This is a genomic window from Pseudomonas sp. CAU 1711, assembly GCF_039888625.1.
Lineage (GTDB): Bacteria > Pseudomonadota > Gammaproteobacteria > Pseudomonadales > Pseudomonadaceae > Aquipseudomonas.
Map to the genome: position 1 here is coordinate 37886 of NZ_JBDQQT010000003.1, position 23490 is coordinate 61375.

At 63.6% G+C, this 23490-nt stretch carries 20 protein-coding genes; 13 read left to right on the plus strand and 7 right to left on the minus strand.

What is annotated here, in order from left to right; all coding sequences use genetic code 11:
• Positions 1–81: 81 nt before the first annotated feature.
• From AAFN46_RS03905 to map, 7 genes are read right to left on the minus strand one after another with little or no spacing between them, the layout of a single operon-like run.
• Positions 82–1491, minus strand: a complete 1410-nt coding sequence (locus AAFN46_RS03905) for an ATP-binding protein (RefSeq protein ID WP_347807382.1) — start codon at positions 1489–1491, stop codon at positions 82–84.
• Positions 1488–2657 carry an SIR2 family protein gene (locus tag AAFN46_RS03910; RefSeq protein WP_347807383.1) on the minus strand — a complete coding sequence of 390 codons (1170 nt, stop codon included), beginning with the start codon at positions 2655–2657 and terminating at the stop codon, positions 1488–1490. The genes AAFN46_RS03905 and AAFN46_RS03910 overlap by 4 nt, the downstream gene beginning before the upstream one ends.
• Positions 2657–4075 carry a restriction endonuclease subunit S gene (locus AAFN46_RS03915; RefSeq protein ID WP_347807384.1) on the minus strand — a complete coding sequence of 473 codons (1419 nt, stop codon included), beginning with the start codon at positions 4073–4075 and terminating at the stop codon, positions 2657–2659. Before AAFN46_RS03915 ends, AAFN46_RS03910 begins: the two co-directional genes overlap by 1 nt.
• The gene (locus AAFN46_RS03920; RefSeq protein WP_347807385.1) at positions 4065–5780 is read right to left on the minus strand and encodes a class I SAM-dependent DNA methyltransferase; all 1716 of its coding nucleotides are present in this window, start codon (positions 5778–5780) and stop codon (positions 4065–4067) included. The genes AAFN46_RS03915 and AAFN46_RS03920 overlap by 11 nt, the downstream gene beginning before the upstream one ends.
• 49 nt (positions 5781–5829) lie before the next feature.
• Positions 5830–7026, minus strand: coding sequence for a succinyldiaminopimelate transaminase (dapC, locus tag AAFN46_RS03925; RefSeq protein WP_347807386.1), 1197 nt, complete (start codon positions 7024–7026; stop codon positions 5830–5832).
• A 42-nt stretch (positions 7027–7068) separates the two neighbouring features.
• On the minus strand, positions 7069–9771 hold the full coding sequence (locus AAFN46_RS03930; RefSeq protein WP_347807387.1) for a [protein-PII] uridylyltransferase: 2703 nt from the start codon (positions 9769–9771) through the stop codon (positions 7069–7071).
• 24 nt (positions 9772–9795) lie between these two features.
• Positions 9796–10596 carry a type I methionyl aminopeptidase gene (map, locus tag AAFN46_RS03935; protein WP_347807388.1) on the minus strand — a complete coding sequence of 267 codons (801 nt, stop codon included), beginning with the start codon at positions 10594–10596 and terminating at the stop codon, positions 9796–9798.
• A gap of 266 nt (positions 10597–10862) precedes the next feature.
• Here map and rpsB point away from each other — a divergent pair, with 266 nt between their 5' ends.
• The 13 genes from rpsB (at position 10863) to lpxA (ending at position 23489) form a co-directional block, all read left to right on the plus strand.
• Entirely contained in the window at positions 10863–11603 is a 741-nt protein-coding gene (gene rpsB, locus AAFN46_RS03940) for a 30S ribosomal protein S2 (RefSeq protein WP_347807389.1), read from the plus strand.
• A 121-nt stretch (positions 11604–11724) separates the two neighbouring features.
• On the plus strand, positions 11725–12588 hold the full coding sequence (gene tsf, locus AAFN46_RS03945) for a translation elongation factor Ts (protein WP_347807390.1): 864 nt from the start codon (positions 11725–11727) through the stop codon (positions 12586–12588).
• A gap of 151 nt (positions 12589–12739) precedes the next feature.
• The gene (pyrH, locus tag AAFN46_RS03950; protein WP_347807391.1) at positions 12740–13483 is read left to right on the plus strand and encodes a UMP kinase; all 744 of its coding nucleotides are present in this window, start codon (positions 12740–12742) and stop codon (positions 13481–13483) included.
• The gene (frr, locus tag AAFN46_RS03955) at positions 13480–14037 is read left to right on the plus strand and encodes a ribosome recycling factor (RefSeq protein WP_347807392.1); all 558 of its coding nucleotides are present in this window, start codon (positions 13480–13482) and stop codon (positions 14035–14037) included. The genes pyrH and frr overlap by 4 nt, the downstream gene beginning before the upstream one ends.
• A 1-nt stretch (position 14038) precedes the next feature.
• Positions 14039–14800 (plus strand): polyprenyl diphosphate synthase, encoded by a 762-nt coding sequence (gene uppS / locus AAFN46_RS03960; RefSeq protein ID WP_347807393.1) that lies wholly within the window; start codon positions 14039–14041, stop codon positions 14798–14800.
• Entirely contained in the window at positions 14794–15609 is an 816-nt protein-coding gene (locus tag AAFN46_RS03965) for a phosphatidate cytidylyltransferase (protein WP_347807394.1), read from the plus strand. Before uppS ends, AAFN46_RS03965 begins: the two co-directional genes overlap by 7 nt.
• The gene (ispC, locus tag AAFN46_RS03970) at positions 15606–16796 is read left to right on the plus strand and encodes a 1-deoxy-D-xylulose-5-phosphate reductoisomerase (RefSeq protein WP_347807395.1); all 1191 of its coding nucleotides are present in this window, start codon (positions 15606–15608) and stop codon (positions 16794–16796) included. The genes AAFN46_RS03965 and ispC overlap by 4 nt, the downstream gene beginning before the upstream one ends.
• Before the next feature lie 17 nt (positions 16797–16813).
• The gene (gene rseP / locus AAFN46_RS03975; RefSeq protein ID WP_347807396.1) at positions 16814–18166 is read left to right on the plus strand and encodes a sigma E protease regulator RseP; all 1353 of its coding nucleotides are present in this window, start codon (positions 16814–16816) and stop codon (positions 18164–18166) included.
• A gap of 74 nt (positions 18167–18240) precedes the next feature.
• A complete protein-coding gene (bamA, locus tag AAFN46_RS03980; RefSeq protein WP_347807397.1) occupies positions 18241–20628 on the plus strand; it encodes an outer membrane protein assembly factor BamA in 2388 nt (795 codons plus the stop codon).
• Between the two features lie 36 nt (positions 20629–20664).
• Positions 20665–21168, plus strand: coding sequence for an OmpH family outer membrane protein (locus AAFN46_RS03985; protein WP_347807398.1), 504 nt, complete (start codon positions 20665–20667; stop codon positions 21166–21168).
• A complete protein-coding gene (gene lpxD, locus AAFN46_RS03990; protein ID WP_347807619.1) occupies positions 21168–22229 on the plus strand; it encodes a UDP-3-O-(3-hydroxymyristoyl)glucosamine N-acyltransferase in 1062 nt (353 codons plus the stop codon). The genes AAFN46_RS03985 and lpxD overlap by 1 nt, the downstream gene beginning before the upstream one ends.
• A 46-nt stretch (positions 22230–22275) precedes the next feature.
• On the plus strand, positions 22276–22716 hold the full coding sequence (gene fabZ, locus AAFN46_RS03995; protein ID WP_347807399.1) for a 3-hydroxyacyl-ACP dehydratase FabZ: 441 nt from the start codon (positions 22276–22278) through the stop codon (positions 22714–22716).
• Complete coding sequence (gene lpxA / locus AAFN46_RS04000) at positions 22713–23489, plus strand: acyl-ACP--UDP-N-acetylglucosamine O-acyltransferase (RefSeq protein WP_347807400.1); 777 nt, start codon at positions 22713–22715, stop codon at positions 23487–23489. The genes fabZ and lpxA overlap by 4 nt, the downstream gene beginning before the upstream one ends.
• Position 23490 lies beyond the last annotated feature (1 nt).

Below are 23490 nucleotides of genomic sequence, written 5' to 3' on the forward strand. Positions count from 1 at the left end.
GTGATGAAATAAGAAAATCCATATAAATCAATTGGTTGGATGTTGATCGCTGACCGGGATCGATTTGCGATGAAATGACGACTACGCCCATGCCGGGATATACCGCGCATAGCGTCTGGAATCCGGCGCGTTCGGGTCGCTCTTGACCAACCCCTGTTCCATGGTCGCGGTAATGATCTGCGAAATCGTGTTGCTACTGCCCTCAGATAGGCCAAAGCGTTCGCGCAGAGACTGATTGGTCATCTGCTTGCGCAACACGTACTGCAAGACACAGTGTTGGTAACAGGCGCGAACCCTGTCGCTGCCATTCATGTCGCGGAACGAACGGGGGCCGTGGATCACCACAATGGTGCGGCGGTGGCTGGTTAAAAATTCGGGGGCCGGCAGCTGCATCAACTCGGCCGCTTCGATCACCCGGTCAATGCCGCTGCTCTTTTCTTCGCAAATTCCGAATCGGCGCATCAGGTCGGCTAACCGCTCATTACGGGACTGGTAGCCGTCGATAAAGCGCTCAACCGGCACGATGGGCTCTCCTGGGTTGGAGATCTCCACCCGATTGCTGAAGACCTCCACCACGGGAGAGGTGCCGCCCATGTCGAAGTCCTGGTGGATCAGCGCATTGGCGAGCAGCTCTCGCACCACCACTTCGGGCAGCAGTTTGACCTCTTTGCGAATCGCCCCCTCGATCACCTCGTTCTGCGGCAACTTGCCCATCACGTACTGCACCAGCCCGGCAAAGCCTACGGCATAGCCCTTTTCGTCGGTCACATCAGAGAGAGTCTGCATCTTCGACTCACCGGCATAGAGGATCACCCGCGCCGCCTTTCGGCTGATGTCGGGGAAGTGCCGCATGTTCTTGGCCAGCAGCACCGCACCGATATGCAAGATGTTGAAGCCAGCCGAGGTGCGCTCGATCAGGCGTTCATCCAGCAAGCGAGCCAGCACTCCCTCCTGATCGGTGGGATAAGGCAAACGCATCAAGTCGAAGAAGGTCTGGGTATCGAGCAACTGCACCACATCTTGCGCGGATACATCCTTGAGCGAAGGGTTCTCCAGCCAGCTGGGCTGGCCTTCCGCGAAAATCTTGCGCAGCTGATCCTCGCTCATCGGCACCAGCTCTTCGCCGGAGCGCATCAGGTAGGCGCCATCATGGTGGTAGGCCGTGCCCTTGGGCCGCGCCGGAATACTGAACACCACGACCCGCCCATTCGGGTGAGCAACGGCCTCTACATCGACGCGAAAACCCACCCAATGAAACAGCTTTTCGGCGATGTCCTGGGTGTCGGGAAACGCCTGGCTGCCCACCACGGCGCGCGGTGGTTTATCCGTAATACCGAGCACCAGATGCCCGCCGCCCTCGTTGGCAATGGCTACGCAGTAGCGGCACAGCTTGCGCGTGTCGTACTGATTGCCCGCCTCTTTGAACTCGAGGTTCTGGGTTTCGCAGGCGAGGCCGCGCCAGATATCGATTTGTGCGGGTGAGGTGCTCATGCAAACACCACCTGTCTACGCGCTACGGCGATGGCTAGCCTGAGAATCTGCTCCAGCAGGCTGTGATCCGGCGCGCCCTCCGCATCGTGGGGGGTCGAGTACCAGAGCGGGCGAATCTTTAGCTGCAGCAGGCGAGCTTCCTTGCGGGCGCGATCTTGCGCTGTGGCGGGTTCATTGAGCAGGGCAAAGTGATCTGGGATTTCAAACGCGGCTTCATCGACCACTGACTTGAACAGATCGAGCGTCTTGTCCTGCTCCAGGCTACAGCCCAAAAACAACAACGAGTGGCTGATAAAGATTTGCCGAAGCGCCCTGGGCAACTGGCTTTGGAACGCGAACGGCGCGCCGGCGGCGCCACCGTAGGCCTCCTGATATTGCACCTGGGTGAACACATGGGTGTTGGCCTGCCCGGCGTCGCCATGCAGCTTGAGGATGCAACGCTCCCCGCGCAACAGCCGCTGCACGAAGTTATTACCCGCCTGCATGCCGTGCATGTAGCCGTCCAGCGGCTGCCCTTTTTCGCGAAACAGGTCCTCGATAACCGTATCGAAGTTGGTGGTGACGATGCAGCCGTTGGCGAGTTCGGGCAGCAGCGTGACCGGCCCATTGATTGCCCCGCGCTGGCGAAACTCGGTCTTAATGAAATGCCGCACAATTTCAGCATCTGTATCGTGCAGCACTTGTGCGGCTTGCAGGTAGTCGTACTGCGCCATCAGCGGCTCGATGTCCTGCACATCCAGGCCACCGAGCTTTTGTGCGATCTTGCGCAGTGCCTCGCCCCACATTGGATACCCGCAAGGCTTGGAAAGCCCCGCCCCGACAAAGGGCGCAATGCGCCCAAAGCGAATGGCATCCACCAGATCAAGAAAGACGGCTTGCTGATCTGAACTTTTGATAAAGGTGGCCGCCGCCTCATGTTGATTGACCTGGCACTGCCCCTCCCAGTGTTCCAGCTCATCCAGATAGGCGTCGCGCTCAGCCCAAAACAGGACATCGCTGACCTTAACCAGGTACTCATGCTCCGGGTCACGCAAACTTTTAAACGACAGCGGCTCTGCTTCATCCAGCAGCGCATTGAACGCCTGATTCGCCGAATAGGCCTGCTGCAAGGCCTCCTCGACTTTATCCACGATCAGCTTGCTTTCGCGGAGCTTTTTGATATCCATCAAGCGATCCCTGCTTGTTCGGCCAGCGTTTCAACCGACAACTCGCCGGAAAGGAGTTTGGGAAGGAGGGTGTCGCGCAGTTCGGTCAGCGACTTGCTTTGTGAAACCAAGCCTTCGATGTGAGCGTAGTGCGGTCTGACTTTTTCTGAAAAGACAACCATAAGAGGCTCATTTGGGCATGGAAACCTCCAACCCATGATGGCGTCCTTGTCCCCGCGAGGCATCTTGGCGCCTTTGGCTGTACGCGTCATGAACTCAAAGAACGCATCTTGGTACAGCAAGTTGTATAGGAATTCGGCCCGCTGTGGATCTGTAGGTTCAAAAGCCAATACATCGGGGGATCGTCCGCCATCAAAGCGTGCCATCCAAATTTTTTTGAAGTAAGGCCGAATGTTAGAAATAAGAATATGGCCCGTCTTGAAACTTGGCACGCTAGCCACAGAGGGCAGCGAAGTGGCGCGAGTTACACCGGCTCTGTTTTCAAGCATGTTTTCAGTGGAGACGTAGAGGTCTTCGCTCAATAACGAGACATCGACCTTTCCGCTGGTGAATTGGGCGATATCCGCAACCGATTTGAATCCCCACCCCCTCGGAATCTCACCCAACTCCGACTTTTCCATCTCATCCGGAAACAGCACGGCGGTGGCGGCGAGCTGCTCGTATTGCTCGGGCGGCAGCGCATCGAGTTCGGCATCTGCCTTGCCGCTGATGGTGCTCATCGCGGCGCGCAGCGGGTCGCGGCCCTCAAGCCTGGCGGCGATCTTAGCTTTGACCGGGTCGAAATCGACAAACCAGGATTTGAACAGGGCTTGCGCCATGGCTTCGAGGGTTTGGTTGATGCGGCGGTTGAGTTCGATTCTGTCATCAAGGGACGCCAAGAGCGTCGCGATATAGCGTTGCTGAGAAAGCCCAGGGAAATAGATGGACACATCGCTCAGAATCTTTGTGTTGATCGACGGCATCGTCGCACCAACAGCAATTCCACGGATGTACTGCTTAAAAGTCGGTAGTCCGAAGAAATATGAAAGCCACAATGGATCGAGCTTTTCAGGGTCGGGTCTCACCCTCAGGCATCGGCCTGAGAAGAGCCATCCGTTCTCAGCTTCACGAACGATTGCCCTTCGATCCACCGATCCGACCCGACTAAACACGATATCGCCTGTTCGTAGGCTGTATTTAGCCAGTCTCAGCCTATCTTCTTCTGAGACCCGTGGTAGGTTCTGATGAAGAATCCGGTTCTCACCAAGGTGCTCCACTGTGATGATTGGCGTTCCGTCCTCTACATAGTCCTCTTGATGCAACTGGCTGCCGAAAGGCCCAGTCTGAACGCCGTCAGCAAGACACAAATCTGCGAGCCGGCTGCCAATTAGCGAGACTGAGAATTCTCCATAAGGTGTGAGCTGGGTATCAGATGCCATAGCCGACCCCCGCCAAATTCTTCCTGATTTCTTCCTCCAGTTTGGCGCTTTCTGCAAACTGCTCCGCCAACTGCGCCGTTAGCCGCGCCATCTTGTCGGCAAAGGCTTCACCGTCGACCTCCTGCTCCTCGGCACCCACATAGCGCCCCGGCGTTAGCACATGCTCGTGCCTGCGGATATCGTCCAACGAGGCGGAGTAGCAGAAGCCCGGCACGTCAGCATAGCCCTCGCCGTGCTGCCAGGCGTGGAAGGTGTCGGCGATCTTCTGGATGTCATCCAGGGTAAAGTCGCGCAGCACGCGGTCTTTCATATAGCCGAGCTGGCGGGCGTCGATAAACAGGAACTGGCCACGGCGGTCGCGCTTTTTCTTGTCGAGGTTAAAGCCGTTGGCCTTGTCGCGGGTTAAGAACCAGATGCAGGCGGGAATCTGCGTGTTGGTAAACAACTGGCCGGGCAAAGCGACCATGCATTCCACATAGTCGCGCTCTACCAATTGCTTGCGGATTTCGCCTTCGTTGTTGGTGTTGCTGCTCATCGAACCATTGGCCAGCAGCAGCGCCATGCTGCCGGTGGGGGCCAGGTGGTAGAGCATGTGCTGCAGCCAGGCGAAGTTGGCGTTGCCTTGCGGGGGCGTACCCACCAGCCAGCGCGGGTCGTTGGCGAGCTTCTCGTTCCACCATTCCTTCATATTGAAGGGCGGGTTGGCCATCACGTAGTCGGCGCGCAGATCGGGGTGCAGATCGTTCAGCAGGGTATCTGCCGGGCCGCCGCCGAAGTTGAAGTCCAGGCCACGAATGGCCATGTTCATCGCGGCCAGCTTCCAGGTGGTGGGGTTGCTTTCCTGGCCGTAGACGCTGATTTGCCCGGTTTTGCCGTTCGCGACCTTGCCGCCGTGCTCGGCGATGAATTCCTCGCTCTGCACGAAGAAGCCGCCCGAGCCCATGGCCGGGTCGTAGACGCGGCCCTTGAAGGGCTGCAGCATCTCGACGATCAGGGTGACGATACTCTTGGGCGTGTAGTACTGGCCGCCCTTCTTGCCCTCCGCCAGGGCGAACTGGCCGAGGAAGTACTCGTAGACGTGGCCGAGGATGTCTTTGCTCTTGAGGTTCAGCGGCTGGCCGTCGTAGCTGGGCTGGCTGAAGTGGGTGTCGGAGAAATGGGCGATCAGGTCGGCCAGCTTGTGGCTGTCGATCTGGGTGCGCGCGAAGTCCTTGTTGAGCACGTTCTTGAGTTTGGGGTTCTCGCGCTCCACGGCCTCCATGGCGTTGTCGATCAGCCAGCCGACGGTGCGCATTTTTTCCGGAGTGTCTTTACCCGGCGCGTTCCAGGGCAAGGGTTCGCCAGGCGGCAGTTGCGCCAGCTCACGCAGGGTTTGCCAGCGCGCCTCAAAGGGCACCCAGAACACGTTCTTCTCGGTGTAGTAGTCGCGCACCTCGAGCTCGGCCGCGACATTCTCTTCGTACTCGTCGCTGCCGAGCTCGCCGTAATCCTCCGGGTCCATGAAGTAATCGTCGGCTGGGTTGGTGAGCTGTGCGCGTAGCTCGCGCTGGCGTTCCTCGAAGGCATCGGAGACGTACTTCAGAAAAATCAGGCCGAGCACCACGTGCTTGTAGACCGAGGCGTCCAGAGCAGAGCGCAGTTTGTCGGCGGCAGTCCAAAGCTTCTTTTCCAGCTCGGTGAAGAACTGCTGTTCGACTGTATTCATGGTTCGTCCTTGGGGGCTGGGTGAAGAGGTGGAACTGGTGAGGGCCGGCTTACATGCTCTGCACGAAGGTGCGGATGCGCTCGGCGGCCTCGATGCACTCGGCCAGCGGCGCGACCAGCGCCATGCGCACACGCCCGGCGCCGGGGTTCTCGCCGTCGACCTCGCGAGACAGATAGGAACCCGGCACCACGGTGACGTGTTCGCGGGCATAGAGGTCGCGGGCGAAGCTTTCGTCGTCGCCCGGAGTCCTGGCCCACAGGTAGAAGCTGCCGTCCGGGCGCTGCACGTCCAGCACCGGCTGCAGGATGTCCAGCACCGCGTCGTACTTGGCGCGGTACAGGTCGCGGTTGGCGCGCACGTGGGCTTCGTCGCTCCAGGCGGCGATGCTGGCCAGCTGGGTCTGCACCGGCATGGCGCAGCCGTGGTAGGTACGGTACAGCAGGAAAGGTTTCAGGATGTCGGCGTCGCCGGCGACGAAGCCGGAGCGCAGGCCCGGCAGGTTGGAGCGCTTGGACAGGCTGTGGAACACCACGCAGCGCTTGAAATCGCTGCGGCCCAGTTCGACGCAGGCGGACAGCAGGCCGGGCGGCGGGTTGTCCTCGTCGAAGTACAGCTCGCTGTAGCACTCGTCGGCGGCGATCACGAAGTCGTGCTGGTCGGCCAGGGCGATCAGCTTCTTCAGCTGTTCCATCGGCACCAGGGCACCGGTGGGGTTGCCCGGCGAGCACAGGAAGAGGATCTGGCAGCGTTGCCAGACGTCCGCCGGCACGGTGTCGAAGTCCGGGTTGAAGCCGTTGTCTGCCCGGCAGGGCAGGTAGTGCGGCTCGGCGCCGGCGAGCAGGGCCGCGCCTTCGTAGATCTGATAGAAGGGATTGGGACTGACCACCAGGCCGCGGGCCGAGCGGTCGACCACCGCCTGGGTGAAGGCGAACAGCGCCTCGCGGGTGCCGTTGACCGGCAGCACATGGCGGGCGGCGTCCAGCCAGCCGGCGGGCACGCGGAAGCGGCGCTGGCACCAGGTGGCGATGGCTTCGCGCAGGGCCGGCAGGCCCAGGGTGGTGGGGTAGACCGCTAGCTGATCGAGGCTGCCGGCGAGCGCCTCGGCGACGAACTTCGGTGACTCGTGCTTGGGCTCGCCGATGGACAGGGCGATGGGGCGCTTGTCGGCGGCCGGCTGCACGCTGCCGAGCAGGGCGCGGAGTTTCTCGAAGGGGTAGGGCTGGAGCAGGTCGAGGGCTGGGTTCATCTTGGGTTCCGCAAAGCTGCGGGCCGCCATGGGCGGCCCGGTTCAGATGTTGATGGTGCCGGGCGTGCTGGCCTCGCCATTGGCCTGGGACAGCTGGCGCACCAGAGTCTCCTGCAGGCGCGCGCACAGCTCGGGGTCGGACAGCGGCTGGTTGTCGGCGTCGGTGATGAAGAACACGTCCTCCACCCGCTCGCCGAGGGTGGCGATCTTGGCGTTCTGCAGCGACAGGTCGAAGTCGAGGAAGATGCGGCCGATGCGCGCCAGCAGGCCGGGGCGGTCCGGCGCGGTGATTTCCAGCACCGTGACCGGGCGCTGGGCGTCGTTGTGGATGGTCACCTGCGGGGCGAAGGCGAAGTGCTTGAGCTGGCGCGGCACCCGGCGCTGGATGATGGCCGGGTAGTCGTCCGGGTTCTTCAGCGTCTCGATCAGGCCCTGGCGAATCTCGTCGATGCGCGCCGGGTTGTTACCGATCGGCGTGCCATCGGCATCCAGCACTATGTAGGTGTCGAGGGTGAACTGGCTGGTCGAGGTGAGGATCCGCGCGTCGTGGATGTTCAGGTTGAGCTGGCTCATGGCCGCCACGGTCACGGCGAAGAAGTCGTGCTGGTCGGGGGCGTAGATGAAGATCTGCGTGCCGCCCTCGAACTCGCGCTGGGTGGTTTCCTTGATCAGCACCAGCGGGTCGCCGGCGGCCGGGTGCTGGAGGATGGCCTCGGTGTGCCAGGCCACGTCGGCGGCGCTGTGGCGCAGGAAGTAGTCGTCGCCGAGCTGGCTCCACAGCTGCTCGGCGTCGTCCTGGTCGATGCCGCCGCGCACCAGGATGTCGATGGCCGCGCTCTGCGTGGTGCGGATCTGCTCCTCGCGGTCCAGCGGGTTCTCCAGGCCACGGCGCAGCGCGCGCTTGGTCTCGGTGTAGAGCTGGCGCAGCAGGCTGGCGCGCCAGGAGTTCCACAGGCTCGGGTTGGTGGCGTTGATATCGGCCACGGTCAGCACATAGAGGTAGTCCAGGCGGGTCTGGTCGCCGACCAGCTGGGCGAAGTCGAAGATCACCTGCGGGTCGGACAGGTCCTTGCGCTGGGCGGTGGTCGACATCACCAGGTGGTTCTGCACCAGCCAGACGATCAGCCGGCTGTCCCAGTTGGGCAGCTGGTGGCGCTCGCAGAAGGCTTCGGCATCGACCGCGCCGAGCTCGGAGTGGTCGCCGCCGCGGCCCTTGCCGATGTCGTGGTAGAGCCCGGCCAGGTAGATCAGCTCGGGCTTGGGCAGCTTGTCCATGACCTTGCTGGCCAGCGGGAACTTCTCCGCCAGCTCTGGCCAACGCAGTTTGCGCAGGTGCTTGATCAGGTTGAGGGTGTGCGCGTCGACCGTATAGATGTGGAACAGGTCGTGCTGCATCTGCCCGACTATGTGGCCGAACTCCGGCAGGTAGCGGCCGAGGATGCCGTAGCGGTTCATCCGCCGCAGGTTGCGGTGGATGCCCTGCTTGTTCTTGAACAGTTCGATGAACAGGCTGGTATTGCGGATGTCGCGGCGGAAGTCGTCGTCGATCAGGTGGCGGCTGTCGCGCAGCAGGCGGATGGTGTCGGCGCGCACGCCCTTGATTTCGGGGTGCTGGGCCATCAGCACGAAGACTTCGAGGATGGCGAAGGGGGTGCGCTTGAACACGCCCGGGTTGGTCACCTCGATATAGCCGTCGCGCACCTGGAAGCGGCTGTTCAGCGGCTGCGCCGGACCCTGTTCGTCCTCGCGCAGCAGCACGTCCTCGAAGTGCTGGTTGATCAGGTCGGACAGTTCGGCGACGCCCATCACCACCCGGTAGTACTTCTGCATGAAGCGCTCGACGGCCAGCCTGCCGTCGCCGTCCTCGAAGCCGAGCAGGGCGGCGATCCTGCGCTGGTGGTCGAACAGCAGGCGATCCTCGGCGCGGCCGGCGAGCATGTGCAGGGCGTAGCGCACCTTCCACAGGAACTCCTGGGCCGAGGCCAGCATGCTGTACTCGCTGTCGACCAGAAAGCCCTGCTGCACCAGGGAGTGCAGGTTGAGGCTGCCGAACTGGCGGCGGGCCACCCAGAGGATGGTCTGGATGTCGCGCAGGCCACCGGGCGAGCCCTTGACGTTGGGCTCCAGGTTGTACTCGGTGTCGTTGTACTTGGCGTGGCGCGCCTTGGCTTCCCTGCGCTTGGCCAGGAAGAAGTGCTTGCTCGGCCACATTTGCGAGCTGTCGGTGACCTCCTGCATGCGCAGGCGCAGGCGCTCGGGGCCGGCGATGGTGCGGCTCTCCATCAGGTTGGTGATCACCGTCAGGTCGGCGCGCGCCTCCTCGGCACACTCGTCCACGCTGCGCACGCTCTGCCCGACTTCCAGGCCGATGTCCCAGAGCAGGGTGAGGAAGCCCTCGATGGGTTCGCGGAAGGTCTCGTGATCGGCGCTGTCGAGCAGGATCAGCAGGTCGATGTCGGAGTAGGGGTGCAGCTCGCCGCGACCGTAGCCGCCGACGGCGAGCAGGGCGATGTCGGCGTCCTCGCTCCAGGCGAAGCGCTTCCAGGCCTCGGCCAGTATCTGGTCGACGAACCAGGCGCGGTCCTCGACCAGGCGACGGATGTCGCGGCCCTCGCGAAAGCGCGTGTCGAGCACCTCGCGGGCCTGCTTGATGGCCTTCTTGAAGGCGGCGATGGGGCTGGACTTGAGCGCCAGCTCCGCCTGGAACTGGCCGCGATCAAACAACTCCGGGTCCATCTGGGGCATGCGCGCCTTCCTCTATATGGCTGCTCAGGCGGAAGTGCGCGGCAGGGTGTCGTCGCTGCGCAGGGTGAGGACCTCGTAGCCGCTCTCGGTGACCAGCACGGTGTGCTCCCACTGGGCGGAGAGCTTGCGGTCCTTGGTGATGGCGGTCCAGCCGTCGCCGAGCAGGCGGGTCTCCGGGCGGCCCTGGTTGATCATCGGCTCGATGGTGAAGGTCATGCCCGCCTTGAGCTCCATGCCGGTGCCGGCGCGGCCGTAGTGCAGCACCTGTGGCTCCTCGTGGAACACCGCGCCGATGCCGTGGCCGCAGTACTCGCGCACCACCGAGAAGCCGTTCTTCTCGGCGTGCTTCTGGATCACCTCGCCGATATCGCCCAGGCGCGCGCCCGGTTTGACCAGGGCGATGCCCTTGTACATGCACTCCTGGGTGATCTGCGCCAGGCGCTGGGCCCACTCCGGCACCTTGCCGACCATGAACATCTTGCTGGTGTCGCCGTGATAGCCATCCTTGATCACGGTGACGTCGATGTTCAGCACGTCGCCGTCCTTCAGCGGCTTGTCGTTGGGGATGCCGTGGCAGACCACGTGGTTGACCGAGGTGCAGATCGACTTGGGGAAGCCGGGGCGGCCTGGCGCGGCGCCGTAGTTGAGTGGGGCGGGGATGGCCTGCTGCACGTTGACTATATAGTCGTGGCAGATGCGGTCGATTTCCTCGGTGGTGATGCCCGGTCTGACGTGTTCGCCGATCATCTCCAGCACTTCGGCGGCCAGGCGGCCGGCCACGCGCATCTTTTCGATTTCGTCGGGAGTCTTGATGGTGACGGTCATATCGGGTCTCGGGCGGCGTATCGATAAAGGAAGCGATATTAACAGCTTCAAGCCGCAAGCCATAAGCCGCAAGTGGCGGGGTTGCCATCTTGTTGCTCGAAGCTGGTAGCTTGCGCTCGCCATTTGTGATATAAAACGCGCCGCTTTGCGGGCAGTGGGCCTGCGAAGCACTAACCCGCACACGTATCGACACGATTTCCTGGGTGCCCGCAAGGGTTGGAGATTGGGATGCGTGGAGGCCTAACCCGACTTATCAAGGAACTATCATGTCCCAAGTCAATATGCGCGATATGCTGAAGGCCGGTGTGCACTTCGGCCACCAGACCCGTTACTGGAACCCGAAAATGGGCAAGTACATTTTCGGCGCGCGCAACAAGATTCACATCATCAACCTGGAAAAGACCCTGCCGATGTTCAACGAGGCCCTGTCCTTCGTTGAGAAGCTGGCTGCCGGCAAGAACAAGATCCTGTTCGTGGGCACCAAGCGTTCGGCCGGCAAGATCGTCGCCGAAGAAGCCGCCCGTTGCGGTTCGCCCTACGTCGATCACCGTTGGCTCGGCGGCATGCTGACCAACTACAAGACCATTCGTGCCTCGATCAAGCGCCTGCGCGAGCTGGAAACCCAGTCCCAGGACGGCACCTTCGCCAAGCTGACCAAGAAAGAAGCCCTGATGCGCTCCCGCGACCTGGAAAAACTGGATCGCAGCCTGGGCGGCATCAAGGACATGGGCGGCCTGCCGGACGCGCTGTTCGTGATCGACGTCGACCACGAGCGCATCGCCATCACCGAAGCCAACAAGCTGGGCATCCCGGTCATCGGCATCGTCGATACCAACAGCAGCCCGGAAGGCGTTGACTACATCATCCCGGGTAACGACGACGCCATCCGCGCCATCCAGCTGTACATGGGCGCCATGGCCGACGCGGTGATCCGTGGTCGCGGCAACTCCGCTGGCGGCACCGACGAGTTCGTCGAGGAAGCCGCCTCCGAGGCCAGCGAAGGCTGATAACGGGGTAAGCATCCCGTTGCGCGAGAAGGGGGCTAGGCCCCCTTTTTGCCACTTATGAATTTTGTGCCCGGCGTGGCCGGGTTGAATGGTTGAACACCACTTCAAGAGGATTGTGAACATGGCAGAAATCACTGCAGCCCTGGTTAAAGAACTGCGCGAGCGCACCGGCCAAGGCATGATGGAGTGCAAGAAGGCCCTGGTCGCCGCCGGTGGCGACATCGAGAAGGCCATCGACGACATGCGCGCCTCCGGCGCCATCAAGGCCGCCAAGAAGGCCGGCAACGTCGCGGCCGAAGGCGCCATCGCCGTGCGTGTGGAAGGTGGCCGTGGCCTGATCATCGAAGTCAACTCGCAGACCGACTTCCTGGCCCTGCAGGACGACTTCAAGGCCTTCGTCAAGGAGAGCCTGGACGAGGCCTTCGAGCAGAAGCTGAGCGAAGCCGCTCCGCTGATCGCTTCCCGCGAGTCCGCCCGTGAGGCCCTGGTCGCCAAGTGCGGCGAGAACGTCAACATCCGTCGTCTGGCCGCTGTCGAAGGCGAAGTGGTCGGTTCCTACCTGCACGGCCACCGCATCGGCGTTCTGGTCGTCCTCAAGGGCGGCAACGAGGAGCTGGCCAAGCACGTGGCCATGCACGTCGCTGCTTCCAACCCTGCCGTTCTGAGCCCGTCGGATGTTTCCGAGGAGCTGATCGCCAAGGAAAAGGAAATCTTCCTGCAGCTGAACGCCGAGAAGATCGCCGGCAAGCCGGAAAACATCGTCGAGAACATGGTCAAGGGCCGTATCGCCAAGTTCCTGGCCGAGGCCAGCCTGGTCGAGCAGGCCTTCGTCATGGATCCGGAAGTCAAGGTCGGTGAACTGGTCAAGAAGGCCGGCGCCGAGATCGTTTCCTTCACCCGCTTCGAAGTGGGCGAGGGCATCGAGAAGGCCGAGTCCGACTTCGCCGCCGAAGTCGCCGCTCAGGTAGCTGCTGCCAAGCAGTAAGACGGTTTCGCACTGTCGCACAGAAGAGGCTGCCCGCTCGCGCGTGCAGCCTCTTTTGCAAAGCGGGGAGAACTCCGCACTATTTCGCCGGGCAGCGGTCTGACTGCCGGGTAAGATAAGCAGCCAAACAACGCCGCAGGAGAGACAAGCAATGGCTCAGCAGGTGAGTGGTCGTCAACCTCGCTATAAACGCATTCTGCTCAAGTTAAGCGGCGAGGCCCTGATGGGCTCGGAAGAATTCGGCATCGACCCCAAGGTGTTGGATCGCATGGCGCTCGAGGTCGGTCAGCTGGTCGGCATCGGCGTGCAGGTCGGCCTGGTGATCGGTGGTGGCAACCTGTTCCGCGGCGCGGCGCTGTCCGCCGCCGGCATGGACCGGGTCACCGGCGACCACATGGGCATGCTGGCCACCGTGATGAACGCCCTGGCCATGCGCGACGCCCTGGAGCGCTCGAATATCCCGGCGCTGGTGATGTCGGCCATCTCCATGGTCGGCGTGACCGATCATTATGACCGGCGCAAGGCCATGCGCCACCTGTCCGCGGGCGAGGTGGTGATCTTCGCCGCAGGCACCGGCAACCCCTTCTTTACCACCGACTCGGCGGCCTGCCTGCGCGCCATCGAGATCGAGGCCGATCTGGTGCTGAAGGCCACCAAGGTCGATGGCGTGTACACTGCCGATCCCTTCAAGGATCCCAATGCGGAGAAATACGAGCGCCTGACCTATGACGAGGTGCTCGACCGCAAGCTGGGCGTGATGGACCTGACGGCCATCTGCCTGGTGCGCGATCACAAGATGCCGCTGCGGGTCTTCAACATGAACAAGCCCGGCGCCCTGCTGAATATCGTGGTGGGTGGCGCCGAAGGAACCCTGATCGAGGAGGAAGCACAATGATCAACGAGATCAAGAAGGACGCTCAGGAGCGCATGAGCAAGTCCCTGGAGTCCCTGGGGCGCAACCTGGCCTCCATTCGTACCGGTCGCGCGCACCCCAGCATCCTGGACAGCGTCAGGGTCCCGGCCTACGGCAGCGAGATGCCGCTGAACCAGGTCGCCGCGATCACCGTGGAAGATGCCCGCACCCTGAAGATCGTCGCGCACGACAAGACCCTGGGCGCGGCGATCGAGAAGGCCATCATGACCTCCGACCTCGGCCTGAACCCGAGCAGCGCGGGCAACACCATCCGCGTGCCGATGCCGGCCCTCACCGAGGAGACCCGCAAGGGCTACACCAAGCAGGCCCGTGGCGTCGCCGAGGATGCCAAAGTGGCCGTGCGCAACGTGCGCCGCGACGCCCTGGCCGAGCTGAAGAAGCTGTCCAAGGACAAGGAAATCAGCGAGGACGAGGAGCGTCGTGCCGCCGACGAGGTGCAGAAGCTCACCGACAAGTTCGTCGCCGACATCGACAAGGCCCTGGAAGCCAAAGAAGCCGACCTGATGGCGGTGTGATGTGAGCAAGACCAAGCAGGACGCCCCGGCGGCGGTGCCGCGGCATGTCGCCATCATCATGGATGGGAACAATCGCTGGGCGAAGAAGCGCCTGCTGCCCGGCGTCGCCGGGCACAAGGCCGGGGTCGACGCGGTGCGCGCGGTCATCGAGGTTTGCGCCGAGGCCGGCGTCGAGGTGCTGACCCTGTTCGCCTTCTCCAGCGAGAACTGGCAGCGCCCGGCCGAAGAGGTCGGCGCGCTGATGGAGCTGTTCCTCGGCGCCCTGCGGCGCGAGGCTAAGAAGCTCAAGGAGAACGCCATCAGCCTGCGCATCATCGGCGACCGCTCGCGCTTCCACCCGGAGCTGCAGGCCGCCATGCGCGAGGCCGAGTTGCAGACCGCCGGTGCCAACCGCTTCGTCCTGCAGATCGCCGCCAACTACGGCGGCCAGTGGGATATCGCCCAGGCCGCCCAGCGCCTGGCGCGCGAGGTGCAGGCCGGGCATCTGCAGGCGGAGGACATCACGCCCGAGCTGCTGCAGGGCTGCCTGGCCACCGGCGACCTGCCGCTGCCGGACCTGTGCATCCGTACCGGTGGCGAGCACCGCATCAGCAACTTCCTGCTCTGGCAGCTGGCCTACAGCGAGCTGTATTTTTCCGACCTGTACTGGCCGGACTTCAAGCACGACGCCATGCGCAAGGCGCTGGCCGATTTCGCTACCCGCCAACGCCGCTTCGGCAAGACCAGCGAGCAGGTGGAAGCCGAGGCCCGCAAGCAATGCTGAAACAGCGCGTCATCACCGCCCTGATCCTGCTGCCCGTCGCCTTGGGCGGCTTCTTTCTGCTCGAGGGCGCCTGGTTCGCCCTGTTCATCGGCGCCGCGGTCGTCCTGGGCGGCTGGGAGTGGGCGCGTCTGGCCGGGTTCGCGGCGCAGTCACAACGCGTGGCCTACGCGGCCCTGGTCGCTGCGCTGCTCTATGGCGCCTGGCTGCTGCCGGCGCTGGCGCCCTGGCTGCTGGGCGTCGCGCTGCTCTGGTGGCTGGCGGCGACCCTGCTGGTGCTGGGCTACCCGGACAGCAGCCGCTTCTGGGGTGGTCGGCCGGGCAAGCTGCTGATCGGCCTGCTGATCCTGCTGCCGGCCTGGCAGGGGCTGGTGCTGCTCAAGCAGTGGCCGCAGGGCAACGCGCTGATCATCGCGGTGATGGTGCTGGTCTGGGGCGCCGATATCGGCGCCTATTTCGCCGGCAAGACCTTCGGCAAGCGCAAGCTGGCGCCGCGCGTCAGCCCGGGCAAGAGCTGGGAAGGCTTCTATGGCGGCATGGCCGCCAGTCTGTCGATCACCCTGGCGGTCGGCTTGCAGCAGGGTTGGCGGGCCTTTGATCTGCTCCTGGCGCTGGCCGGTGCCGCCCTGGTGGTGGCCGTTTCGGTGGTCGGCGATCTGACCGAGAGCATGTTCAAGCGTCAGTCCGGGATCAAGGACAGCAGCAATCTGCTGCCCGGGCATGGCGGTGTATTGGATCGTATCGATAGCCTCACCGCTGCCGTTCCGCTGTTCGCCGTGCTGCTCTGGCTGGCCGGCTGGGGTGTGCTGTGAGCGCCGTGCAGCAGATCTGCGTGCTGGGCGCGACCGGCTCCATCGGGCTCAGCACCCTGGATGTCATCGCGCGCCATCCCGAGCGTTACCAGGCCTTCGCCCTGAGCGGCTTCTCGCGCATCGCCGAGCTGAAAGTGCTCTGCCTGCGCCATCGTCCCGCCTTCGCCGTGACGGCCGACGAGGCCTCGGCGCGGGTGTTGCAGGAGGCCCTGCAGGCCGCTGGGCTGCAGACCCGGGTGCTGTCCGGCGAGGCCGGTCTGTGCGAGGTGGCGGGGCATCCCGAGGTGGACGCGGTGATGGCCGCCATAGTCGGCGCCGCCGGGCTGCAGCCGACCCTGGCGGCGGTGCGTGCCGGCAAGAAGGTGCTGCTGGCCAACAAGGAGGCGCTGGTGATGTCCGGCGACCTGTTCATCCAGGCCGTGAGGCAGAGCGGCGCCACCCTGCTGCCGATCGACAGTGAACACAATGCCATCTTCCAGTGCCTGCCCGGCGACTACGCGCGCGGCCTCGGCGCGGTGGGCGTGCGGCGCATCCTGCTGACCGCCTCCGGCGGCCCGTTCCGCGAGACGCCGCTGGCCGAGCTGGAGCGGGTCACGCCCGAGCAGGCCTGCGCCCATCCGAACTGGTCCATGGGGCGCAAGATCTCGGTCGACTCGGCCAGCATGATGAACAAGGGGCTGGAGCTGATCGAGGCCTGCTGGTTGTTCGATGCGCGGCCGGCGCAGGTCGAGGTGGTGGTGCATCCGCAGAGCGTGATTCACTCTTTGGTCGACTATGTGGACGGCTCGGTGCTGGCCCAGCTGGGCAATCCGGATATGCGCACGCCCATCGCCAATGCCCTGGCCTGGCCCCAGCGCATCGACTCCGGGGTGGCGCCGCTGGACCTGTTCGCCGTGGCCCGGCTCGACTTCCAGCGCCCCGACGAGGCGCGCTTTCCCTGCCTGCGCCTGGCGCGCCAGGCGGCGGAGGCCGGCGGCGACGTGCCGGCCATGCTCAACGCGGCCAACGAGGTGGCGGTGGCGGCCTTTCTCGAACGGCGCATTCGTTTCAGCGAAATCGCGGGTATCATCGAGGATGTTCTGCAGCGTCTGCCTGCCGGCGCCGCCGAGGAACTGCCCGATGTGCTCGCGGCCGATGCGCGGGCCCGCGAATGCGCCCATGGCTGGTTGAGTCGCCACGGGCGCTGAGTCCGGAGGAAGATGTAATGAGTGCGATGTACATGCTCGTCGGCACCCTGGTCGCACTCGGGGTGCTGGTGACCTTCCACGAGTTCGGCCACTTCTGGATCGCCCGGCGCTGCGGGGTCAAGGTGCTGCGCTTCTCCGTGGGCTTCGGCAGCCCGCTGCTGCGTTGGCACGACCGCCAGGGCACCGAGTTCGTGGTGGCCGCCATTCCCCTGGGCGGTTACGTCAAGATGCTCGACGAGCGCGAGGCCGAGGTGCCGGTCGAGCAGCTGGAGCAGGCCTTCAATCGCAAGTCGGTGCGGCAGCGCATCGCCATAGTCGCCGCCGGCCCCATCGCCAATTTCCTCCTGGCCATCCTGTTCTTCTGGGTCATCGCCATGCTCGGCAGTCAGCAGGTGCGCCCGGTGATCGGCCAGGTCGAGCCGGGCAGCATGGCCGCCGCTGCCGGGTTGCGTGCCGGGCAGGAGATAGTCTCGGTGGACGGCGAGGCCACGCCGGGCTGGTCCGCGGTCAATCTGCAGCTGGTTCGCCGGCTGGGGGAGAGCGGCACGGTCGAGCTGCAGGTGCGCGACGATGGCGGCTCCCTGATCTCCAGTCGCCAGCTGGTTCTGCGTGACTGGCTGCGTGGTGTCGACGAGCCCGAGCCGCTGAGCTCCCTGGGCATTCAGCCCTGGCGCCCGGCGACCGAGCCGGTGGTCAACGAGCTCGATCCCGAGGGGCCGGCCCAGGCCGCCGGTTTGCGCCTGGGTGATCGCCTGCTGGCGTTGGGCGAGTTGCGCGTGGACGACTGGCAGCAGGTGGTCGACTGGCTGCGCGAGCGTCCGGGCGAGACGGTGACGCTGCGCCTGTCGCGGGCCGGCGAACAGCTGGAGTTGTCGGTCAGGCTCGGGGGCAAGGGCGAGGGCGAGGCCCGGATTGGCTATCTGGGGGTCGGGGTAAAAGGCGGCGAATGGCCCGCGCGCATGCTGCACGAGGTCAGCTATGGTCCCCTGGAGGCGGTTGTCGAAGGATTGCGCCGGACCTGGGGAATGACGCTGCTAACCCTTGATTCGCTGAAGAAAATGCTGCTCGGCGAGCTCTCGGTAAAAAACTTGAGTGGGCCGATAACCATTGCTAAAGTGGCGGGCGCTTCGGCTCAGTCGGGTGTGGCGGAATTCCTCACTTTCCTCGCCTATCTGAGCATTAGCCTGGGGGTTCTCAATCTGCTGCCCATACCCGTGCTGGATGGGGGGCATTTGCTGTTTTACCTGGTCGAGTGGGTGCGTGGTCGCCCTCTGTCCGAACGGGTGCAGGGGTGGGGGGTTCAGATCGGTATCAGTCTGGTGCTGGGGGTGATGTTGCTGGCCCTGGTCAACGATCTGAGTCGACTGTAACCAAAAGCTGAATGCCGAAGCTGCCGCGTTCCGCGGCAGTTTCTTTATTATCAGTTGGAATAAGAAAGGACTTCATGAAACGTCTGCTGCTACCTGCGGTGTTCGCCGCGTTGATGATCGCCGAAGTTCACGCCGAGTCCTTCACCATCTCAGATATCCGCGTCAATGGCCTGCAGCGGGTTTCCGCCGGTAGCCTGTTCGGCGCCCTGCCGCTCAATGTCGGCGACCAGATCGACGATGCTCGCCTGGTGGAGGCGACCCGCGCCCTGTTCAAGACCGGCTTCTTCCAGGATATCCAGCTCGGCCGCGAAGGCGATGTACTGGTGATCAACGTGGTCGAGCGTCCGTCGATCTCCACCATCGAGATCGAAGGCAACAAGGCGATCAAGACCGAAGACCTGATGAAGGGCTTGCAGCAGTCCGGCCTGGCCGAGGGCGAGATCTTCCAGCGCGCCACCCTGGAAGGCGTGCGCAACGAGCTGCTGCGCCAGTATGTGGCCCAGGGCCGCTATTCCGCCGAGATCGAGGCCGAAGTGATTCCCCAGCCGCGCAACCGCGTGGCGCTGAAGATCACCATCAACGAGGGTTCGGTCGCCGCCATTCAGCACATCAACGTGGTCGGCAACAGCGTATTCCCGGACGAGGACCTGATTGCCCTGTTCGAGCTGAAGACCACCAACTGGCTGTCCTTCTTCAAGAACGACGACAAGTACGCCCGCGAGAAGCTCTCCGGAGACCTGGAGCGCCTGCGGTCGTATTACCTGGATCGCGGCTACATCAACATGGATATCTCCTCCACCCAGGTGTCCATCACTCCGGACAAGGAGCACGTCTACATCACCGTCAACGTGGATGAGGGCGAGAAGTACAGCGTCAGCGAAGTGAAGCTGTCCGGTGACCTCAAGGTGCCGCAGGAAGAGATCGAGAAGCTGCTGCTGGTCAAGCAGGGGCAGGTCTTCTCGCGCAAGGTGATGACCACCACTTCCGAGCTGATCACCCGCCGCCTGGGCAACGAGGGCTACACCTTCGCCAACGTCAACGGCGTGCCGCAGCCCAACGACGAGGACAAGACCGTCGCCATCACCTTCGTGGTGGATCCGGGCAAGCGTGCCTATGTCAACCGCATCAACTTCCGCGGCAACACCAAGACCGAGGATGAGGTGCTGCGCCGCGAGATGCGCCAGATGGAAGGTGGCTGGGCCTCGACCTACCTGATCGACCAGTCCAAGACCCGCCTGGAGCGCCTGGGCTACTTCAAGGAAGTCAACGTCGAGACCCCGCAGGTGCCGGGTACCGACGACCAGATCGACGTCAACTACAGCGTCGAGGAGCAGCCGTCCGGCTCCATCACCGCCAGCGTCGGCTTCGCCCAGAACGCCGGCCTGATCCTCGGTGGCTCGATCAGCCAGAACAACTTCCTGGGTAGCGGTAACAAGGTCAGCGTCGGCCTCACCCGTTCCGAGTACCAGACCCGCTACAGCTTCGGCTTCGTCGACCCCTACTGGACGGTCGACGGCGTCAGCCTGGGCTACAACGCCTTCTATCGCACCACCGATTACGACGAGCTCAACACCAATGTGTCCAGCTATGCGGTGGACAGCTACGGCGCCGGCGTCAGCATCGGTTATCCGATCAGCGAGACCTCGCGTCTGACCTATGGCCTGACCATCCAGAGCGACAGTATCAACACCGGCGACTACACGGTCGACGAGATCATCGACTTCATGGAGCAGGAAGGCGACGACTACCTGAACCTGAAGGCCTCCATCGGCTGGTCCGAGTCCACCCTCAATCGCGGCGTGCTGGCCAACCGTGGTCACTCGCAGAGCCTGGTGTTCGAAACTACCGTGCCGGGCAGCGACCTGTCGTTCTTCAAGATCGATTATCGCGGCCAGTTGTTCCAGCCGATCAGCAAGGACTACACCCTGCGTTTCCATACCGAGCTGGGTTACGGCGACTCCTACGGATCCACCTCCGAACTGCCGTTCTACGAGCACTACTTCGCCGGTGGTTTCAACTCGGTGCGCGGTTTCGAGGACAGCAGCCTGGGGCCGCGTAGCACCCCGAGCGTGGTGCGCAACGCGGCGGGCGAGATCGTCTACAACGTTCGGGACAAGCATGGCCGCTATACCGACCCGGATCAGGATCCGCTGCCCTTCGGTGGCAACGTGCTGATTCAGGGTGGCGCGGAACTGCTGTTCCCGCTGCCGTTCGTCAAGGATCAGCGTTCCCTGCGTACCGCTCTGTTCTGGGACGTGGGTAATGTGTACGACACCTCCTGTTCTTCCTCCTCGCCGAGCTGCAACAACATCGACATCGGCGATCTGGCGAGCTCCGTGGGCGTCGGTGTGACCTGGATTACCGGCCTCGGCCCGCTGAGCTTCAGTCTGGCGATGCCGATCAAGAAGCCGGAAGACTCGGACACCCAGGTGTTCCAGTTCTCCATGGGCCAAACTTTCTAATTTGCTAGACAACAGTGTTTGTTGCAGGAGTGCATCGTGCGTAAGTTGACTCAACTGGTTCTGGTCGCAGCAGCCCTGGTGGCGACCCCGGTCCTCGCCGAGATGAAGATCGCGGTGATGAATTATCAAATGGCCCTGCTCGAGTCCGATGCCGCCAAGAAGTACGCCGTCGATGCCGAGAAGAAGTTCGGCCCGCAGCTGAACAAGCTCAAGCAACTCGAGGCCGACGCCAAGCGCATCCAGGACCGCCTGGTCAAGGATGGCGAGAAGATGCAGCAGGCGGAGCGCGAGCGTCTGGAGCTGGAATTCAAGCAGAAGGCCCGCGACTTCCAGTTCCAGTCCAAGGAGCTGAACGAGGCCAAGGCCATTTCCGATCGCGACATGCTCAAGCAGCTCAAGCCGAAGCTGGACAAGGCGGTCGAGGAAGTGATCAAGCAGGGCAACTACGACCTGGTGCTGGAGCGTGGCGCCGTGGTCGACGTCAAGCCGCAGTACGAGATCACGCGGCAAGTCATCGAGCGCATGAACGCCCAGCGCTGATCATGACCGCCCCCGTGTTCACCCTCGGCCAGTTGGCCGAGCGCCTCGGCGCCACCCTGCGCGGCGCCGCGGACAAGCCGATCCGCGGCCTGGCCACCCTACAGGACGCAGGCCCGGACCAGCTGAGCTTTCTGGCCAATGCCCAGTACCGCAAGTTTCTGGTCGAGACCAAGGCCGGGGTCGTGCTGCTGACCGAGGCCGATGCCGAGGGCTATGCCGGCGACGCGCTGCTGGTGGCCAATCCCTACCTGGCCTTCGCTCAGCTTTCCCATCTGTTCGACACCAAGCCGCTGCCCGCCGCCGGCGTGCACCCGACGGCGGTGGTCGCCACCGATGCGCAGATCGATCCGAGCGCCAGCATCGGCGCCTATGCGGTGATCGAGGCTGGTGCGCGCATCGCCGCCGGCGTCACCGTCGGCGCCCACTGCGTGGTCGGTGCGCGCAGCGAGATAGGCGAGGGCGGCTGGCTGGCCCCGCGCGTGACCCTCTATCACGACGTGAAAATCGGCAAGCGCGTGGTCATCCAGTCCGGCGCGGTGCTGGGCGGCGAGGGCTTCGGTTTCGCCAACGAGAAGGGTGTGTGGCAGAAGATCGCGCAGATCGGCGGCGTGGTCCTGGGCGATGACGTCGAGGTCGGCGCCAACACCACCATCGACCGTGGCGCGCTGGCCGACACCGTGATCGGCAACGGGGTCAAGCTGGACAACCAGATCATGATCGCGCACAACGTGCAGATCGGTGATCACACCGCCATGGCCGGCTGCGTCGGCATCTCCGGCAGCACCAAGATCGGCAGGCACTGCATGATCGCCGGCGGCGTCGGCATGGTCGGCCACATCGAGGTGTGCGACAACGTGTTCGTCACCGGCATGACCATGGTCACCCGCTCGATCACCGAGCCGGGCGCCTATTCTTCCGGCACCGCCATGCAGACCGCAGCAGACTGGAAGAAGAGCGCGGCGCGCATCCGTCAACTGGACGACATGGCGAAACGCCTGCGCGAGCTGGAAAAGCGTCTCGCCGCCGTGACCCCGGACGATCGGGCCTCATCAGATGCCTGATCGTGCCTGAGGCACGCCCCCTACTTTTGCTACAGGCTCTATGCACATGATGGACATCAACGAGATTCGCGAATACCTGCCGCACCGCTACCCCTTCCTGCTGGTGGATCGGGTCGCCGAGCTGGACGTGGAAGGCAAGAGCATTCGCGCCTATAAGAATGTCAGCATCAACGAGCCTTTCTTCAATGGCCATTTCCCCCAGCATCCGATCATGCCCGGGGTGCTGATCATCGAGGCCATGGCCCAGGCGGCCGGCATTCTCGGCTTCAAGATGATGGGCGTGACGCCGGCCGACGGTACCCTCTACTACTTCGTTGGCTCCGACAAGCTGCGCTTCCGTCAACCCGTGGTGCCGGGCGATCAGCTGAGCCTGTCGGCCAAGTTCCTCAGCGCCAAGCGCGGCATCTGGAAGTTCGAGTGCCAGGCGAGCGTGGATGGCAAGGAAGTCTGCTCGGCCGAAATCATCTGTGCGGAACGCAAGCTATGAGTTTGATCGACCCTCGCGCCATCATCGACCCGTCGGCCAGGCTGGCCGATGACGTCCAGGTCGGCCCCTGGTCGATCATCGGGCCCGATGTGGAAATCGGCGAGGGTACCGTTGTCGGTCCGCACGTGGTGCTCAAGGGGCCGACCATGATCGGCAAGCACAACAGGATCTACCAGTTCTCCTCGGTGGGCGAGGACACGCCCGACCTCAAGTACAAGGGCGAGCCGACCCGCCTGGTGATCGGCGACCACAACGTGATCCGCGAGGGTGTGACCATCCATCGCGGCACCGTGCAGGACCGCTCCGAGACCACCATCGGCGACCACAACCTGCTGATGGCCTATGTGCATATCGGCCACGACAGCGTGATCGGCAACCACTGCATCCTGGTCAACAACACGGCGCTGGCCGGCCATGTGTGGGTCGACGACTGGGCCATCCTCTCCGGCTTCACCCTGGTTCACCAGTTCTGCCGCATCGGTGCGCACAGCTTCTCCGGCATGGGCACGGCGATCGGCAAGGACGTGCCGGCCTACGTCACCGTGTTCGGCAACCCGGCCGAGGCGCGCAGCATGAACTTCGAGGGCATGCGCCGGCGTGGCTTCAGCGCCGAGGCCATCGCCGCCCTGCGCCGCGCCTACAAGGTGGTCTATCGCCAGGGGCTGACCGTGGAGCAGGCGCTGGCCGAGCTGGCCGAGTCCGCCGCGCAGTTCCCGGAAGTGGCGGTGTTCCGCGACTCCATCCAGGCCTCGACCCGCGGCATCACCCGCTGAT

Coding starts and splice junctions, on each gene's coding strand:
- fabZ (WP_347807399.1), top strand. CDS start 22,276: ATGATGGACATCAACGAGATTCGCGAATACCTGCCGCACCGCTACCCC.
- frr (WP_347807392.1), top strand. CDS start 13,480: ATGATCAACGAGATCAAGAAGGACGCTCAGGAGCGCATGAGCAAGTCC.
- AAFN46_RS03930 (WP_347807387.1), bottom strand. CDS start 9,771: ATGCCCCAGATGGACCCGGAGTTGTTTGATCGCGGCCAGTTCCAGGCG.
- rseP (WP_347807396.1), top strand. CDS start 16,814: ATGAGTGCGATGTACATGCTCGTCGGCACCCTGGTCGCACTCGGGGTG.
- AAFN46_RS03910 (WP_347807383.1), bottom strand. CDS start 2,657: ATGGATATCAAAAAGCTCCGCGAAAGCAAGCTGATCGTGGATAAAGTC.
- AAFN46_RS03965 (WP_347807394.1), top strand. CDS start 14,794: ATGCTGAAACAGCGCGTCATCACCGCCCTGATCCTGCTGCCCGTCGCC.
- rpsB (WP_347807389.1), top strand. CDS start 10,863: ATGTCCCAAGTCAATATGCGCGATATGCTGAAGGCCGGTGTGCACTTC.
- AAFN46_RS03920 (WP_347807385.1), bottom strand. CDS start 5,780: ATGAATACAGTCGAACAGCAGTTCTTCACCGAGCTGGAAAAGAAGCTT.
- tsf (WP_347807390.1), top strand. CDS start 11,725: ATGGCAGAAATCACTGCAGCCCTGGTTAAAGAACTGCGCGAGCGCACC.
- pyrH (WP_347807391.1), top strand. CDS start 12,740: ATGGCTCAGCAGGTGAGTGGTCGTCAACCTCGCTATAAACGCATTCTG.
- AAFN46_RS03915 (WP_347807384.1), bottom strand. CDS start 4,075: ATGGCATCTGATACCCAGCTCACACCTTATGGAGAATTCTCAGTCTCG.
- map (WP_347807388.1), bottom strand. CDS start 10,596: ATGACCGTCACCATCAAGACTCCCGACGAAATCGAAAAGATGCGCGTG.
- AAFN46_RS03905 (WP_347807382.1), bottom strand. CDS start 1,491: ATGAGCACCTCACCCGCACAAATCGATATCTGGCGCGGCCTCGCCTGC.
- lpxA (WP_347807400.1), top strand. CDS start 22,713: ATGAGTTTGATCGACCCTCGCGCCATCATCGACCCGTCGGCCAGGCTG.
- dapC (WP_347807386.1), bottom strand. CDS start 7,026: ATGAACCCAGCCCTCGACCTGCTCCAGCCCTACCCCTTCGAGAAACTC.
- bamA (WP_347807397.1), top strand. CDS start 18,241: ATGAAACGTCTGCTGCTACCTGCGGTGTTCGCCGCGTTGATGATCGCC.